At 72.5% G+C, this 15,982-nt stretch carries 10 protein-coding genes; 4 read left to right on the plus strand and 6 right to left on the minus strand.

Annotated elements, in window-relative coordinates; all coding sequences use genetic code 11:
* Nucleotides 1-28: 28 nt before the first annotated feature.
* The 5 genes from ACIRJR_RS29005 to ACIRJR_RS29025 all read right to left on the minus strand — a co-directional run bounded on the left by ACIRJR_RS29005 (nt 29) and on the right by ACIRJR_RS29025 (nt 9,811).
* A complete protein-coding gene (locus ACIRJR_RS29005; protein ID WP_403786017.1) occupies nt 29-2,263 on the minus strand; it encodes a CDP-glycerol glycerophosphotransferase family protein in 2,235 nt (744 codons plus the stop codon).
* A 180-nt stretch (nt 2,264-2,443) separates the two neighbouring features.
* Nucleotides 2,444-3,274 (minus strand): carbohydrate ABC transporter permease, encoded by an 831-nt coding sequence (locus ACIRJR_RS29010; protein WP_403786229.1) that lies wholly within the window; start codon nt 3,272-3,274, stop codon nt 2,444-2,446.
* 205 nt (nt 3,275-3,479) lie between these two features.
* The gene (locus ACIRJR_RS29015) at nt 3,480-4,853 is read right to left on the minus strand and encodes a carbohydrate ABC transporter permease (protein ID WP_403786019.1); all 1,374 of its coding nucleotides are present in this window, start codon (nt 4,851-4,853) and stop codon (nt 3,480-3,482) included.
* A gap of 4 nt (nt 4,854-4,857) precedes the next feature.
* On the minus strand, nt 4,858-6,222 hold the full coding sequence (locus tag ACIRJR_RS29020; RefSeq protein ID WP_403786021.1) for an ABC transporter substrate-binding protein: 1,365 nt from the start codon (nt 6,220-6,222) through the stop codon (nt 4,858-4,860).
* 250 nt (nt 6,223-6,472) lie between these two features.
* A complete protein-coding gene (locus ACIRJR_RS29025; RefSeq protein ID WP_403786023.1) occupies nt 6,473-9,811 on the minus strand; it encodes an FHA domain-containing protein in 3,339 nt (1,112 codons plus the stop codon).
* A 428-nt stretch (nt 9,812-10,239) separates the two neighbouring features.
* Between ACIRJR_RS29025 and ACIRJR_RS29030 the strand changes: the two genes are divergently transcribed.
* The 4 genes from ACIRJR_RS29030 (at nt 10,240) to ACIRJR_RS29045 (ending at nt 15,441) form a co-directional block, all read left to right on the plus strand.
* Nucleotides 10,240-11,889, plus strand: coding sequence for a serine/threonine-protein kinase (locus ACIRJR_RS29030; protein ID WP_403786025.1), 1,650 nt, complete (start codon nt 10,240-10,242; stop codon nt 11,887-11,889).
* A 146-nt stretch (nt 11,890-12,035) separates the two neighbouring features.
* Complete coding sequence (locus ACIRJR_RS29035; protein WP_403786027.1) at nt 12,036-13,274, plus strand: serine/threonine-protein kinase; 1,239 nt, start codon at nt 12,036-12,038, stop codon at nt 13,272-13,274.
* Nucleotides 13,275-13,343: 69 nt separating this feature from the next.
* Nucleotides 13,344-14,450: a peptide chain release factor 2 gene (gene prfB / locus ACIRJR_RS29040; RefSeq protein ID WP_403786029.1), complete on the plus strand. Its 1,107-nt coding sequence runs from the start codon at nt 13,344-13,346 to the stop codon at nt 14,448-14,450.
* A 358-nt stretch (nt 14,451-14,808) separates the two neighbouring features.
* Entirely contained in the window at nt 14,809-15,441 is a 633-nt protein-coding gene (locus ACIRJR_RS29045; protein WP_403786031.1) for a hypothetical protein, read from the plus strand.
* 134 nt (nt 15,442-15,575) lie between these two features.
* Here ACIRJR_RS29045 and ACIRJR_RS29050 read toward each other — a convergent pair whose 3' ends face one another.
* Nucleotides 15,576-15,767 carry a hypothetical protein gene (locus tag ACIRJR_RS29050; RefSeq protein WP_403786033.1) on the minus strand — a complete coding sequence of 64 codons (192 nt, stop codon included), beginning with the start codon at nt 15,765-15,767 and terminating at the stop codon, nt 15,576-15,578.
* Nucleotides 15,768-15,982: the final 215 nt, after the last annotated feature.

Genomic DNA, 15,982 nt, shown 5'->3' on the forward strand with positions numbered 1-15,982 from the left:
GGCGCCCGCCCCGCGCCGGGGCCCGGCCTCACCCGTTGGTGTACTCCCGCACCGGCACCTGCCGCGGCACGCCCGTCGGACCGCGACCCGTCAGAGGGGCGGGCAGCGGCAGGCCCGACGTGTCGTCCAGGAAGACCCGGCGCACCACCCGCTCCGCCGCGTGCCCGTCGTCGTACGGGCAGAACCGCGCCCGGAACGCCGCCCGGCGCTGTGCGGAGCGGGGCCCGCGCCAGTGGTCGGTGGCGAAGATCTCGTGCAGCTCCTCCTGGTCCCTGGCCACGGCCCCGGGTGGGAACGCCGCCGGGTCGAAGTACGTGCCGCGGGCGGCCTCGTAGGCATGGGCGTCCTCGAGGTGCAGGACGACGGGCCGGTCCAGGTTGACGTAGTCGAACATCAGCGACGAGTAGTCCGTGATCAGACCGTCGGAGGCGAGGCAGAGCTCCTCCACGGAGGGGTGGGCGCTGACGTCGATGATCCGGGGATGCCTGAGGTGGCCCGCGGTGGCACGGGCCGTCGCGTCCAGATAGTGGGAGCGGGCCAGGACCACGACGTGCGGGCCCAGGACGCGGACCAGCTGTTCCAGGTCCAGGGAGTGCTGCTGGGCGCGCCGGTAGTCGCGGTGGGTCGGCGCGTAGAGCAGGGCGGTGCTGCCGTCCGGGACGCCCAGGCGCTTGCGCAGACGGGCGGTCTCGGCGGGGCCCGTGCGGTGGAAGACGTCGTTGCGCGGGCTGCCGTACTCCAGCGTGGTGTAGCCGGACGGGTAGGTGCGCTCCCACACCAGGGTGGAGTGCTGGTTGGCCGAGAGCGAGAAGTCCCACTTGTCGACGTTGCTCAGCAGCCGGCCGAAGTCCATGGAGCCGGCCGCGGCGGGACGGTGCACGAGGTCGGTCCCCATGGTCTTCAGGGGCGTCCCGTGGTGGGTCTGGAGCAGGACCTGCCCGCGTCTCTTCACCAGCCTGCGGTCGAAGTTGACGTTGTTCACGAGGTACTTGGAGCGGGCCAGGGCCGTCCAGTACGCCGCCGTCCCCGGGTGCAGCACCCGGGTCGGCTCCGGCACCGTGTGCGCGTCCTCCGGGCGGCAGATCCACGAGGTGCGCAGTCCGGGCACGAGGGCCCTGGCCGTGGCCTCCAGGGCGGCGGGGCTGCAGGTGTAGCCGCGGTGCCAGTAGGCGGCGAACACGGCGTCCGTGCTCCGGACGGGCAGGCACAGCTGGACGCGGTAGTGCAGTTGGAGGGCCGCGCCGCGCGCCGCGCGGCGCACCGTCGTGGCCGCGCGACCGAGCCGCCCGCGCAGCCGCTGGGAGACCCAGAGGGCACGGTAGGTGCGGTGGGCGCCCAGCCGGAACAGCGCGTGCCGCAGCCGGGTGCGGCGGGGCACGGGGGCGCCGGGCGTGCGGTAGCGGCGGCAGTGCGCGCGGGCGCGGCGGAAGAACCGGGCACGTGTGCCGCGCGGCAGCCGGCCCCGGGAGGTGTAGAGGGTCGAGAAGTGGTCGAGCATCCGGCGGAACATCACCGGGCGCCACACGGCGAGTGCGGGGCGGGAGTCGATGAAGGCGAAGACGCGGTCGTACTGGTCGAACACGTCGAAGTGGCGGTGGGTGGTGGTCGACAGGATGTTGCCCCGCCGCCGCTGGCGGTATCCGACGCAGACCGTGTCCAGGACGGCGATCGATCCGGCCGCCATCAGCACCGGATAGGTCCAGGGGGTGTCCTCGTAGTAGCCGGGCGGGAAGGTGAAACCCTCCGCCTCGACGAACTCGCGGCGGTAGGCCTTGTTCCAGACGACCATCAGCACCTTGAGCAGCTCGGGGCGCTCCGTGAGCCGGAAGGAGGCGGGACCGGTCTCGGCCAGGTACCGGGAGAAGGTGTTGCGCACGCTCTCGCCGGACCAGTACGTACGGGCGTAGTCGTAGACCAGGACGTCCGGGCCGCCCGTGGCGTCGAGGCGGTCGGCGATGGCCTGGAGCGCCTCGGGGGCGAAGGTGTCGTCGCCGTCGAGGAAGAGCAGGTAGTCTCCGGTCGCCCGTTCCACTCCGGCGTTGCGGGCGGGGCCCAGGCCGGAGTTGTGCGGCAGGTGGACGACGGCGACGCGGGGGTCGCGGACGGCGTACTCGTCGGCGATCGGGCCGCAGGCGTCCGGTGAACAGTCGTCGACCACGATGATCTCGAGGTCCTTGAAGGACTGGTTCAGCACGGAGTCGAGACACGCGTGCAGATACGCCTGGACCCGGTACGCGGGCACGATGACACTGAACCGGGGCACAACACTTCCAGGGGTCGCTCGCGGGCGGGCAGGTGGCCCGCAAACGGCCGATGGAGTGACTTGGTTACGCCGGATGTGGCATCCGGGGGAAATACGAGGTAGGGCGGCCCGATCGCGAGTGAAAGGGCCGCCCTGGCGTTGACGAACGTATGTGCCGACTTGACGTCCGGATGTCCGGTGTTACTTGACGGCGCCCGCCATGACGCCGGAGACGAACTGCCTCTGGAAGGCGAAGAACACCGCCAGCGGGATCACCATCGACACGAAGGCGCCGGGCGCCAGCACGTCGATGTTGTTGCCGAACTGCCGGACCTGCTGCTGCAGGGCGACGGTGATCGGCGGGGACTCCGAGTCCGCGAAGATCAGCGCGACGAGCATGTCGTTCCACACCCAGAGGAACTGGAAGATCCCGAGCGAGGCGATCGCGGGCCCGCCCAGGGGCATCACGACCCGGGTGAACAGCCGGATCTCACCGGCGCCGTCCAGACGCGCGGCCTCCAGCAGTTCGCGCGGGATCTCCGCGAAGAAGTTCCGCAGCAGGAAGATGGCGAACGGCAGGCCGAACGCCGTGTGGAACATGATCACGCCGAAGGTGGTCTCGAAGATCCCGATGGTGCCGAAGAGCTCGGACACCGGGATGAGGGCGACCTGGACGGGGACGACGAGCAGTCCCACGACCAGCAGGAACCACCAGTCACGTCCGGGGAACTCCATCCAGGCGAAGGCGTATCCGGCGAGCGAGCCGATGACGACCACCAGGAAGGTCGACGGGACGGTGATCATGACCGTACTGAAGAGGGAGTCCGTGATCGTCGAATTGTCGAGCAGCCGCTGGTAGTTGTCGAAGGTCAGCTCGGAGGGCGCGGTGAGGACCTTCCACCAGCCGGTCGCCGCGATGTCCTCCGCCCCGCGCAGCGAGGAGAGGAGCAGTCCGATGGTCGGCATCAGCCAGAACAGGGCGACCAGGACGAGGAAGACCCGCATGGCACCGCCACCCGCCCGCGCGGCGATGCGCGCGCCGAGTGACTGCCGGGCCCCCGCCGCCGGTCCGGTCCGTCCGTCCTGTGCGGTCCGCGCGCCTTGTCCGGTCCCTGCGGCCTCGGTCGATGTCGTCACCGGCGTCCCTCCTTCCGCATCCGACGGATGTTGCTGTGTCCTTCCGGGGGGCGACCCCCGGACCCCCGGCAGGAGGCTGGTGCGGCGTCGTCCCGGAACATCACCGGCGTCCCTCCTTCCGCATCCGGCGGATGTTGAACAGCATCACCGGGATCACCAGCAGCAACAGGAGTACGGCGATCGCGCTGCCGACCCCGAGATCCGCGTCCGTGCCGAACGAGGAGCGGTAGAGCTGGAGGGCCAGGACGTTCGCGTCGTCCTGGGAGGAGCCCGGCGCGATGATGAAGACCAGGTCGAAGATCTTCAGGACGTTGATCATCAGGGTGACCAGGACCACCGCGAGCACGGGCGCCAGCATCGGCACCGTGATCCGGCGGAACACCTGCCACTCGTTGGCGCCGTCCACCCGGGCGGCTTCGAGGAGTTCGCGGGGCAGGCCCGCCAGACCGGCGGCGATCAGGACCATCGCGAATCCTGCCCACATCCAGACGTAGCTGCCGATGATTCCCGGTGTCACGAGGGACGGCCCGAGCCAGTCGACACCGTTGTACGGCTCTCGGAAGTTGTCCGCCGGGAGCCTCAGCAGGGACCCGTCGGCGGAGGCGGGCAGGGTGAACACCCCGTCCGCTCCGGCCGTCGCGGTGGCGACGACCCTGCCGTCCTTGACCGCTTCGACGGTGATGCCCTTGAGGCCGAGCTCCTTCGGATCGACGACGTTCGGCTTGCCGCCGCCGCCCTTGGTGAAGTCGAGCCAGGCCGTCCCGGTGATGCCCTCGCCGGACGCGGTGGCCGCCTTCGCGGGCTCCGCGTCGCCGGGCATCTTCGCCGGCACCACACCGACCAGCGGCAGGTTCACCGGTTCCCCGGCCCGCACCGCCTCCTTCGTCACGAAGGAACCGCCGCCGCCCGCCTTCAGCGGATGGACGGGCAGCGGATGCGCCTTCGGGAAGCCGGAGGACTGCGCGAACGTGTCGTGCACGCCGACGGCCACGGCGTTGGCGACACCGCGCTCGGGGGCCTGCTCGTACACCAGCCGGAAGATGATCCCGGCGGCCAGCATCGATATCGCCATCGGCATGAAGACGATCAGCTTGAACGCCGTACCCCACCGGATCCGCTCGGTGAGGACCGCGAAGATCAGCCCCAGCGCGGTGGCGACCGTCGGGGCGAACACCACCCAGATCGCGTTGTTCTTGACCGCCGTCCGGATGGTGTCGTCCGTGAACAGCGCCTTGTAGTTGTCCAGGCCCGCGAATCCGGTGCCGGACTGGTCGAGGAACGAGCGGTAGACGGAGTAGACGATGGGATAGACGACGAGGGAGCCGAGCAGCACCAGTGCGGGCAGCAGGAACGCCGCCGCGACCGCTCCGCGCGTGCCTCTCACGCTTCCCCGTGGGCGCTTTCCCGTGCCCGTGTCAGGTCGCTTGTCGGCGGGGGGCGCGGTTCCGGCGCCCCCCGCTGTCGCTGTGGTCATCCCGTCAGCTCGTGTACGCCTTGGCCGCGTCGGACTCCAGCTTCGCTTGAGTCCCCGCGACGTCCTTCGGGTTCTTCAGGAAGTCCTGGAGCGTCTTCCACTCGCCCTTGCCGGGCGTCCCGCCGAACGACTGCGGGGCCTGGTCGGACATGTCGAACCTGACGTCGTCACCGGCGTCGATCAGCGCCTCGGCCATCGTGCGCTGCACGTCGTTCGGGTACGCGGAGGTGTCCAGCGACTTGTTGGGCGAGATGAACCCGCCGGCCTCGGCCCAGATCTTCGCCGAGTCCTTGGAGGCCAGCCAGGTCAGCAGGGCCTGGGCGCCCTTGCTGTCCTTCAGCGCCACGGCGGCGTCCCCGCCCGTCACCACGGGGGAGTCCGCGCCGACCGCCGGGAACGGGAACACCTTGGCGTCCGTGCCGATCTTCGCCTTGGTCTGCGCGATGTTGATGGAGACGAAGTCGCCCTCGAAGACCATGGCGCCCTTGGGCTGGTCGCCGCCCGTGAACGTCTGTGTGACGGATGCCGGGAACTCGGTCTGCAGCGCGCCGTCCGCGCCGCCGGAGATCAGGCTCGGCTTGCCGAAGAGCTCGGCGAGGGTGGTCAGCGCGTCCTTGACGGACGGGTCCGTCCACTTGATCTCGTGCTTGGCCAGCTGGTCGTACTTCTCCGGGCCGGCCTGCGAGAGGTAGACGTTCTCGAACCAGTCGGTGAGTGTCCAGCCGTCCGCGCCGCCGACCGAGACCGGGGTGACACCGGAGGCGGAGACCGTCTCGGCGGTGGCCATGAAGTCCTTCCAGGTCTTCGGCTCGCTCGCGCCCGCGTTCTCGAACGCCTTGGCGTTGTACCAGACCAGGGACTTGTTGGCGGCCTTGAAGTAGACGCCGTACTGGGTGCCGTCGACCGCGCCGAGGTCCTGCCAGACCTGCGAGTAGTTCTGGCCCAGCTGGGCCCGCGCCTCGTTGCCTACCGGCTTGGCCCACTTCTTGGCCACGGCCTGCTGGATCGCGCCCACCTGCGGGATCATCGCGACGTCCGGGGGCTGGCCGCCCGCGATCTTCGTACCGAGGAAGTTGACGATCGGGTCCTGCGCCGGGACGAAGGTGACCGTGGCCCCCGTACGCTTCTCGAACTCGTCCAGCACCTTGGTGAAGTTGGCCTGCTCGGGTCCGGTCCAGACCGCGGCCACCGATATCTTCTCGCCGTCCAGCTTCGGCAGTGAGACGCTCGGCGCGCTGTCCTTGCCCCTGCCGACGTCGTCGCTCGGCTCGTCCTTGCCCGCGCCGTCATCGCTGCATCCGGTGAGGGCAAGCGCCCCGATCGCGGTGAACACCAGTGCGGCCCTACGCATGCGAAGGGTTGTGCGCATCCCTGCCCCGTCTCTCCTGCGCGCGTGTGCGCGGACCGGCACCAACGGTCGGACCCTGCGGTGCCGCTCACGTCCCACATCGTGCGGTTCACGTCGTCCGTGCGCACAGTCCTATGCCCGGCACTCCGGAGCCGCAATACCGCCGTCCGCGCCAACTACGTGATCGTGATGGGCTCGTGACGTCCTGCCAGGTGATGTCCGCACTCCCCCCGGCGCGGCCGTGTGGAGCGCTGCGCCGCGACGGCGAGGACTACGGAATCAGCGGAGGGAGCGGTTCCGCGTGCACCGAACGGGCGGCCCTCTCCAGGGCGCTGGCGAGCAGAGCCAGGTCGGTGGGTCCGTTGCCCAGTTCGCGGACCGGCCGGCGGGTCGGCGGATCGCCCATCCGCTCCCACTCCAGCGGTACGACGGTGGGGCGCAGGGTCGCCGTACGCGGGATACGTCCGGTGACCCGGCCGCCCTGGAACGGAGTGACCCGGCCGTCCGGATGGCCCAGCCGCCCCCGGCCCGGTGAAGCCTCGTCGGGCGAAGGGGGGACGACGGGCGGGTCGAGCACGATGCGCAGCCGCGCGCCGCGCGCCAGCTCCGTGTCCTCGGTGCGGTCCGGGCGGGCGGAAGAGGCCACCAGATGGACACCGAGACGCCCGCCGTCCCTGGCCACGGCCTCCAGCACCCGGACGACCGATCCCGCGGAGGGGCGGCCCGGACTGCCGAGCGCCGGGGCTACCAGGGCGTCGAAGTCGTCGGCCAGGACGACCAGCCGGGGGAGGGGGGAGGGGCCGGGGTCCACCGGCCGGGCCGAGGCCGGCCGCAGCCGGAGGGTGCCGCTGGCCGGCGACTCGATGTCGCCGCGCTGCTCGGCGGCGCCGGAGGGGCGGCGGCCGGTGAGCGCCTGCGACTCCTCGTGGTGCGCGTGCCAGGCGGCGAAGTCCAGCGTGCCGAGCAGCTCCGCCCGGCGCTTCAGCTCGCCGCCCAGCGCCTGGGCGAACTCGCGCATCCGCACGGGATCGGAGGCCACCAGGTGTGTGGACACGTGCGGCAGCTCCGTGCAGGGGCGCAGTCCCTCGCCGCGCTCCCCGTGCTCGCCGCCCGCCCCGTCGATGAGGAGGATGCCGAGCCGGTCGGGGCGGGCGGCTGAGGCCAGGGAGGCGGCGACGGCCCGCAGCAGCTCCGTACGGCCGCTGCCCGCGGGCCCCTCGACCAGCAGATGGGGTCCCTCGTCGGCCAGATCGACGGAGAGCGGGCCGCGGGGGCCCGCGCCGAGCACGACCACGGGCCGTCCCGCGTGACCGGAGGCGCCCGCGGGCGAGGAGGCCCCGCTGTCGCGGCGCTGGGTGCCGATCCGGGGGGAGCCTGTGCCCGCGGGGGCGTACGCCGAGGAGCCCGAGCCCGAGCTGGTCGGTCCGCCGCCGCGGAACGGCGTGTGTCCGGCGTCGGGGGACTCGCGCTGGGCGCCCACCCGGGGGCCGGTGCTCAGGGTGCGGCCGGAACTCGTCGTGCCCAGGTCCGCGGTGTCCGGCACGGCCTGCGCGCGCACCGTCGCGCCCGGCTGGTCCTCAGCGGTGGAGGCCCAGCGTGCCATCAGGGAGGCAGGGGTGGCCCTGGCCAGGCCCAGCTCGTCCAGCAGCCGGGCGGACGGCGGCAGGGCCGCCGCCATCGGCCGGCCGGGGAGCGTTGCCGTGCCCTCGTCGCGCAGCGGTGCGAGGGCACGGCCGAACCGCTCGGCCCAGGCCGGCGACACGGCGTCCACCGAGGCGACGGTGCCGTGGCCCGCCACCTGGCCGCCCGCCGTGCGCAGCACCCGCAGCGCGGTCGCCACGTCACCGCTCAGCATGGCGACGGCACCGCACTCGCGGAAGGCGATCGAGGCCCGGCACGCGGTGTCGTAGGTCGCGGCGACCGGCGAGGTCGGGGAGGCGGCGGGGGTCTCGGCCAGGCAGATCAGATGGATCCCGGCGGCGGCTCCGGCTCCGGCCAGGCCCGCCGTGGTCTCCCGCAGGGCGGCGGAGCCCGGATCGCCGTCCACGACCACCACGGTGTACGGCCCGCTGTGCCGGCGGGCCGCCTCGGCCACGGCGGACCGGTCGGCGCTGGCCCAGCCGGGCCCCAGCGGCCCGTCCTCCATCCGTCGCACCAGCTCCGCGGCGCGGGCGCCCGCCTGCTCCCGGTCGTACGCGAGGAGGAGGCGGCAGTCCTGGCCGTGCGTGGGGCGCAGATGGGGCAGCCAGCCGAGCCATGACCACTCGCGGCGCCGTTCGTCCAGGCTGCGGGCCCGGTCCGTGCTGATCAGCACGATCTCCAGGTCGAAGGGGGAGTGCAGCGCGGCGAGCTGTGCCACCGTCGAGCGGGCGAGCCCGGTCAGCCGGGCCCGGGGGCCCGCGAGGCCGAGCGAGCCGGCTTCCCGCAGTCCCACGGTGACCGGCACGGCGGGCAGGTCCGCCCGGTCCGCTGTCCCGAGCCGTACGACCAGGGCCTCGGGGTGTGCGGTGTCGCGCTCCCACAGCCGGGGGCCGGGGCCGAGAGCCGTCAGGAGCACGGTCGCGGGATCCGGCCAGGTCCCGGCCGGGGCGGAGGAGGAACGGAAGGGTGCGGAGGGGGCGTGCGGCGCGGAGGCCCGGCCGGGACCTGCCGCCTGGGGGGCACCGGCCGCCGCCCCCGGCGCCTGATCACCCTTGGAGCCCGTGAGCCGCCGCGCCCAGGCGCCTATGCCGCCTCGCCTGGGGGCCTCGCCCGGGTGGACCGCGGTGCCGCGGCCGTTGGTGACCTGTCCGGAGGGCTCGCCGGGGTGGGCGTCGTGGCCGGCCGGGCCGTCGTCGTACGGGCCGTAGGTGTCGTGTGTGCCGTGCCCCGGAGCTGCGGAGCCGTAGGCGTGGCCGTGCGCCTCGGCGCCGGCCGTGCCCGCGTCGGGCTCGCCGCCCGGCCGCTGGGCGCCGCCCGCCTCCGCGCGGGCCACCCGCAGATGTCCCTCGCCGTCCGGCGTCGTCACCAGCGTGGGCGTGCGTGACCCGGGGGTGAGCCGGAGCGTGGACTCGCCGAGCCGCAGCAGGGCGCCCGGGGCCAGCCGGACCGGGCGGTCGTGGACCTCCGCACCGTCGAGCGAGGTGCCGTTGGTGGAGCCCAGATCGGCGACCGACACCCGGCCGTCGTCGGAGACCGTCACCGCGCAGTGCAGGCGGGACACGTCGGGGTCGTCGAGCGGGACGTCGGCCTCGGACGAGCGGCCGATCCGGATCTGTCCGCCGTGCAGCAGGTGGACCCCGCCGGCGTCCGGTCCCGCGATCACGTGCAGCCGCGCCGGCACGGCGTCGTCAACCGCCTCGTCCTCGCCGGGTACCTGGAGCGAGAGAACCGTGCCGTCCACCAGGGGAGGCTCGCCGAGGGCGCAGCGCTGCGGGTCCAGCCGCTCGCGTCCCGCGTACAGGACAGTGGCGCCGCCGCCGAGGGAGCCCTCCGGGCCGGACACGGCCGCGGCGAGGCCGGAGGCGACGGCCGCGAGAGCCGTCCCGGCGGGGGCGGTCACGAGCACGTCGCAGGCGCGCGCCGGGGTCTGGCCGCTGCGCGGCGCGAGGACGGTCAGCCGGATCTGCATCGCCGTCAGCGGTCCCTTCTGCGCGGGGTGCCCGGCAGGGGAAATGCCCTGTGATTCCCCCCACCCGGCACGGACGCGTCGTCCGGTACAGGTCGTCACGGAACGTGAGGCTCGCCACCCCGCAGTTCTGTGCTGGAGGCATCCTCGCACCTGCGACTGACAACACGCCCGGGGGTGACCGCTTAGTGATCTTGAATGGCCGAGTGTGGGCGTAAAAGTGCCTGCTTGGTCCTGCCGAAGACGTGCTGCACACTCGTTCGGCAACCAACTCCTCCATGTCGGCGTCTTCCCGGTGTATTCCCCCGGCACGGCGGTGACACGACCGGAGGACGACCCGCCGGTACCCCGTACGGCGGCACTAGAGTGGGCCGGAACATCCGGGCGGGCCCGGGGACCGCGAGCACAACGACCAGCAGGGAGCGCGTGACGTGCGGCCAGTCGGCAGCAAGTACCTGCTCGAGGAGCCGCTCGGACGCGGCGCCACGGGCACCGTCTGGCGAGCCCGCCAGCGGGAGACCGCGGGCGCCGAGGCGGCCGTCGCCGGGCAGCCCGGCGAGACCGTCGCGATCAAGGTGCTCAAGGAGGAGCTCGCCAACGACGCGGACGTCGTGATGCGGTTCCTGCGCGAGCGCTCGGTGCTGCTGCGGCTCACCCACGCGAACATCGTGCGCACCCGGGACCTGGTCGTCGAGGGCGATCTCCTCGCCCTGGTGATGGACCTGATCGACGGCCCCGACCTGCACCGCTACCTCCGCGAGAACGGTCCGCTCACCCCGGTCGCCGCCTCGCTGCTCACCGCCCAGATCGCGGACGCGCTGGCCGCGAGCCACGCGGACGGCGTCGTGCACCGCGACCTGAAGCCGGCGAACGTGCTGCTCGACGAGCGCAACGGCGAGATGCGCCCGATGCTCACCGACTTCGGTATCGCGCGCCTCGCCGACTCCCCGGGGCTGACCCGGACCCACGAGTTCGTCGGCACGCCGGCCTACGTGGCGCCCGAGTCCGCCGAGGGCCGCCCGCAGACCTCCGCCGTCGACGTCTACGGCGCGGGCATCCTGCTGTACGAGCTGGTCACCGGCCGCCCGCCGTTCGCCGGGGGCACCGCGCTGGAGGTCCTGCACCGGCACCTCAGTGAGGAGCCCCGGCGCCCCAGCACCGTCCCGGAGCCGCTCTGGACGGTGATCGAGCGCTGCCTGCGCAAGGACCCGGACCAGCGGCCCAGCGCCGTGAACCTGGCCCGCGCGCTGCGCACCGTCGGGGCGGGCATCGGCGTGCACGCGAACTCGGCGCAGATCGCCGCCGCCGAGGGCGTGGGCGCCCTGCTCGCCCCCGACCCGGCGCCCGCGGCCGTCCCGGAGACCCCGGGCGCGGCCGACCCGACGCAGGTGCTGCCGAGCAACGCGGGTTCGTACGACCCCGCGGCCCCGACCAGCGTGATGCAGCAGACCCCGGGGGCGGGCGGCCAGGCCGACCCGACCGCGATGATGCCGCCCGTGCCGCCCGGCCCCCCGCGGCCCGACGAGCCCCACCCCTGGCAGTCCCAGCTCCGTGCGGCCCGTGACCGCAACGAGCAGACGCAGGTCCAGTACCTCGACCCCGGTCAGGACCCGCTGCGCCGCCGTCCGCAGCGCCAGCAGCCGCCGCAGGACCAGCGGCAGCAGGGCCGGCAGGACCAGCGCCCGCAGCCCCAGCGCGGCCAGCAGTACCCGCAGCAGCAGCCCCAGCGCCACCAGCCTCAGCAGCAGCGGCCCCCGCAGCAGCAGAGGCCCCAGCAGCCGCAGCGTCAGCAGTACGCGCCCCCGCAGCCGCCGCCCCAGACGCCGGCTCCGCGCCAGCCGAGGCAGCGCAGCGCCAATCCGATGCGCATCCCCGGCCTCGGCTGCCTCAAGGGGTGCCTGTTCTCGGTGGTGCTCCTGGTCGTCGCCGCCTGGCTCATCTGGGAACTGACACCGCTTCAGGACTGGGTCGCTCAGGGCAAGAGCTTCTGGGACGCCATAGGGGACGGCATCACCAACGTCACCGACTGGTTCGAGGAGCTCGGCGCGAGCGGCGACTCCGGCGGCCCGACCGGTCAGTAGCACCGTCGACTCTGTGTCTTTGTCGACTTCCGCGGGCCCAATTCGCCCGCAGAAGTGAAGGTTGGCGCCATCCAGGGCACGCAACACCCCGATCGCCGCGTAACTTTGTCGACCGGGGGTCAACGCCAGCCGCTGAGGGAGCAGTCTTGGCACGGAATATCGGCAGCCGGTACACCGCGCACCAGATCCTGGGGCGCGGCAGCGCCGGCACGGTGTGGCTCGGCGAGGGGCCCGAGGGCCCGGTCGCCATCAAGCTGCTCCGCGAGGACCTCGCGTCCGACCAGGAGCTCGTGGGCCGCTTCGTGCAGGAACGCACCGCGCTCCTCGGGCTCGGACATCCGCACGTCGTCGCCGTCCGCGACCTCGTGGTGGACGGCACCGACCTGGCCCTGGTGATGGACCTCGTGCGGGGCACCGACCTGCGCACCCGTCTCGACCGGGAACGCCGCCTCGCACCCGAGGCCGCGGCGGCGATCATCGCGGACGTCGCCGACGGCCTCGCCGCCGCGCACCGCGCCGGTGTGGTGCACCGCGACGTCAAGCCGGAGAACATCCTGCTCGACATGGAGGGCCCGGTCGGTCCCGGCGGCTCGCACCCCGCGCTGCTCACGGACTTCGGCGTCGCCAAGCTGATCGACACCCCGCGCCGCACCAAGGCCACCAAGATCATCGGCACGCCGGACTACCTGGCCCCCGAGATCGTCGAAGGACTTCCGCCGCGCGCCGCGGTGGACATCTACGCCCTCGCGACCGTGCTCTACGAGCTCCTCGCCGGCTTCACCCCCTTCGGCGGCGGCCACCCCGGTGCCGTCCTGCGCCGCCACGTGACCGAGACGGTCGTCCCGCTCCCGGGCATCCCCGAGGAGCTCTGGCAGCTCCTGGTCCAGTGCCTGGCCAAGGCCCCGGCCTCCCGGCTGCGCGCCTCCGAGCTCGCCGCCCGGCTGCGCGAGCTGCTCCCGCTCCTGTCCGGGATACCTCCGCTCGACGTCGACGAGCCGGACAACGAGGCCGAGCCGCAGGCGTACGACGAGCAGCAGTACACCCCGGCCCCGGAGGAGCCCCGCCGCCGTGGCGCGGTGCCGCTGGTGCCCGGATCCTCCCCGGACTCCAACCGGGACACCCACACGAGCATGCGGGTGCCCGCCCCCGACGAGCTCTCCGGCGGCCCCCTCGGCACCGCCCGCGCCCCGCGCGCCCCCGGCCGCCCCCGGCCCGGCTCGGCCCGGAACAAGTCGGCGGCCGTCCGTAAGCGCAGGATCACCCTGGGCGTCGCGGCGGTCGCGCTGTGCGCCGCGATAGGGGTGGGCGGCTGGCTCGCCGTGAGTGGCGACGACCCGGGCGCGGCCCCCGAGGACACGCGGAATTCGGCGCCGACGGCCCCCTGAGAGCCCCGCGCGGACGGCCGGGAACCGGGGGAGGGCCAGGTTCACTCGCCCAGCCGTTAGGCTGGACCCGTGGCAGTCGTCGATATTTCCGAAGAGCTGAAGTCCCTCTCCTCGACCATGGGGTCGATCGAGGCCGTCCTGGACCTGGATGCGCTGAGGGCCGACATCGCCGCGCTCGAGGAGCAGGCGGCGGCACCGTCCCTCTGGGACGACCCCGACGCGGCGCAGAAGATCACCAGCAAGCTTTCGCACCTCCAGGCCGAGGTCCGCAAGGCCGAGGCCCTGCGCAGCCGTATCGACGATCTCGGAGTCCTCTTCGAGCTCGCCGAGGACGAGGGTGACGCCGACACGCTCGCCGAGGCCGAGACGGAGCTCGAGTCCGTCCGCAAGGCGCTCGACGAGATGGAGGTCCGCACCCTCCTCTCCGGCGAGTACGACGCGCGTGAGGCCCTGGTCACCATCCGGGCCGAGGCGGGCGGAGTCGACGCGGCGGACTTCGCCGAGAAGCTCCAGCGCATGTACCTCCGCTGGGCGGAGCGGCACAACTACAAGACCGAGGTCTACGAGACGGCGTACGCCGAAGAGGCCGGCATCAAGTCGACCACCTTCGCGGTGGAGGTGCCGTACGCCTACGGCACGCTCTCCGTGGAGCAGGGCACGCACCGACTCGTCCGCATCTCTCCCTTCGACAACCAGGGCCGCCGCCAGACGTCCTTCGCGGGGGTCGAGGTGCTGCCGGTCGTCGAGCAGACCGACCACGTCGAGATCGACGAGTCGGAACTGCGCGTGGACGTCTACCGCTCCTCGGGCCCCGGCGGCCAGGGCGTCAACACCACGGACTCCGCGGTGCGCCTGACCCACCTGCCGACCGGCATCGTCGTCTCCTGCCAGAACGAGCGCTCGCAGATCCAGAACAAGGCGTCCGCGATGAACGTCCTCCAGGCGAAGCTCCTCGAGCGCCGCCGCCAGGAGGAGCAGGCGAAGATGAACGCGCTCAAGGGCGACGGCGGCAATTCCTGGGGCAACCAGATGCGTTCGTACGTCCTGCACCCGTACCAGATGGTCAAGGACCTGCGTACGGAGTTCGAGATCGGCAACCCCGAAGCGGTCTTCAACGGTGAGATCGACGGCTTCATCGAGGCCGGTATCCGCTGGCGCAAGCAGAGCGAGAAGTAGCCTCGGCCGTGAGGCTGTCGGGCCCGGACGGGATTCACCGTCCGGGCCCTTCGCGTTCCCACCCCGTCGGATGCGCAGGGGAGTTGAGGGGAACGTGTGGCGAACGCGTCACAGTCGTGGTTCCTATTAGCGGTCAAGAGCCCCCATAGCGGCCCGTATCCCCTCGGAACCGCCTTGACGTACTCCTTATCTCTGGACAGGGTGCTGAAGCAGCACGCGTATGTCTGGGACAGGCGTGAACGGGGGCGGGCGGGATGACCACGGTACGGCGTGGCCCTGCAGTACGAGTTACCCCGCAGGGCCGAGGACCGCATATGGCTGCTCCATCGACGAGATCAGCTACTGGGGGTAGCAACAGATGACGAAGAAGACGCGAATCCGCGTCGCGCGTATAGCCGCCTGCGCGGTTATCGCCGCAGGTGCCTCGCTCACGGCCGCCGGTGCGGCCCAGGCGTCGGGGCTGGGCGACATTTTCGGTATCGACGGCACGGAGGCCGGCGCCAACGGCTTCGGTCCTGGCGACGACGAGACGGAGGACCCGAACAACCCGGGTACGCCGACCGACGGGACCGACCCGACGGACGAGCCCACGGATGAGCCCACGGACGAGCCGACCGATGAGCCCACGGATGAGCCCACGGACGAGCCGACCGATGAGCCGACCGATGAGCCCACGGACGAGCCGACCGATGAGCCCACCAGTGAGCCCACGGACGAGCCGACCGATGAGCCCACCAGTGAGCCCACCGACGGCTCGACCGACGGGCCCACCACCGCCCCGTCCGACCCGTCCTACCCGGACGCCGGTGACAACACCGACACGGACAGTGTCGGCAACCAGCCGGTCGAGCAGGGCAAGGGCAAGGACGAGCTCGCCGAGACCGGTGCGGCGGAGACCACGTTCCTGCTGCTCGGTGCGGCCACGATGATCGCCGGCGGCATCGGCTTCCGCCTCCTGCCGCGTCTCGCGGCCGGTCGCACGACCGCCTGACGGTCCTCACGCGCACGCTGAAGGGCCCGGGAGAGCCTCAGGCTTCTCCCGGGCCCTTTCGCGTACCGGAACCGCTCCTGCGGCCGTACGCGCACGTCTCAGCCCCGCGGAGCATGCGAGGCGCGGTGTCCGGCTCAGACGGCCTGGTGCGCCAGCAGGGCCAGGGCGGCCACCAGGATCACCATCAGCGCGATCAGCATCGCGGGACTGAGCCCCGCGAACGGCCCCTGCTCCTGCATGCGCTCCCGGCTCGCACGGCAGACGCGGCAGCGGCCCTCGCTCACGGGCGCCGCGCAGTTCGCGCACACCAGTCGGTCGTAGGTCATGCGCACTCCTCCTCCCGCGCGGCGGAGCCGCATCCACGTTCTCTCCGCACAACGCTCAGGGAAACGCGACCGTTCCCCCTACCACTGTGACAGCTCGGGGCGATTTCGGCGCGGCCCGCCGGACAAGGTCCGGCACGCCCCGTTTCGTTCCCTGGCGCTTTCCGTCACAAATCCCTCATTGCCGGACGCCGACTGCACGCGCTCACCCGGTTCGC

Origin of the sequence: Streptomyces sp. NPDC102402, from assembly GCF_044765765.1 — a bacterium.
Taxonomy (GTDB): domain Bacteria; phylum Actinomycetota; class Actinomycetes; order Streptomycetales; family Streptomycetaceae; genus Streptomyces.

Bases quoted from the DNA above. Each gene is read 5' to 3' on its own strand.
- ACIRJR_RS29015 (WP_403786019.1), bottom strand. From the start codon at position 4,853: ATGACCACAGCGACAGCGGGGGGCGCCGGAACCGCGCCCCCCGCCGAC.
- ACIRJR_RS29020 (WP_403786021.1), bottom strand. From the start codon at position 6,222: ATGCGCACAACCCTTCGCATGCGTAGGGCCGCACTGGTGTTCACCGCG.
- ACIRJR_RS29025 (WP_403786023.1), bottom strand. From the start codon at position 9,811: ATGCAGATCCGGCTGACCGTCCTCGCGCCGCGCAGCGGCCAGACCCCG.
- ACIRJR_RS29045 (WP_403786031.1), top strand. From the start codon at position 14,809: ATGACGAAGAAGACGCGAATCCGCGTCGCGCGTATAGCCGCCTGCGCG.
- ACIRJR_RS29050 (WP_403786033.1), bottom strand. From the start codon at position 15,767: ATGACCTACGACCGACTGGTGTGCGCGAACTGCGCGGCGCCCGTGAGC.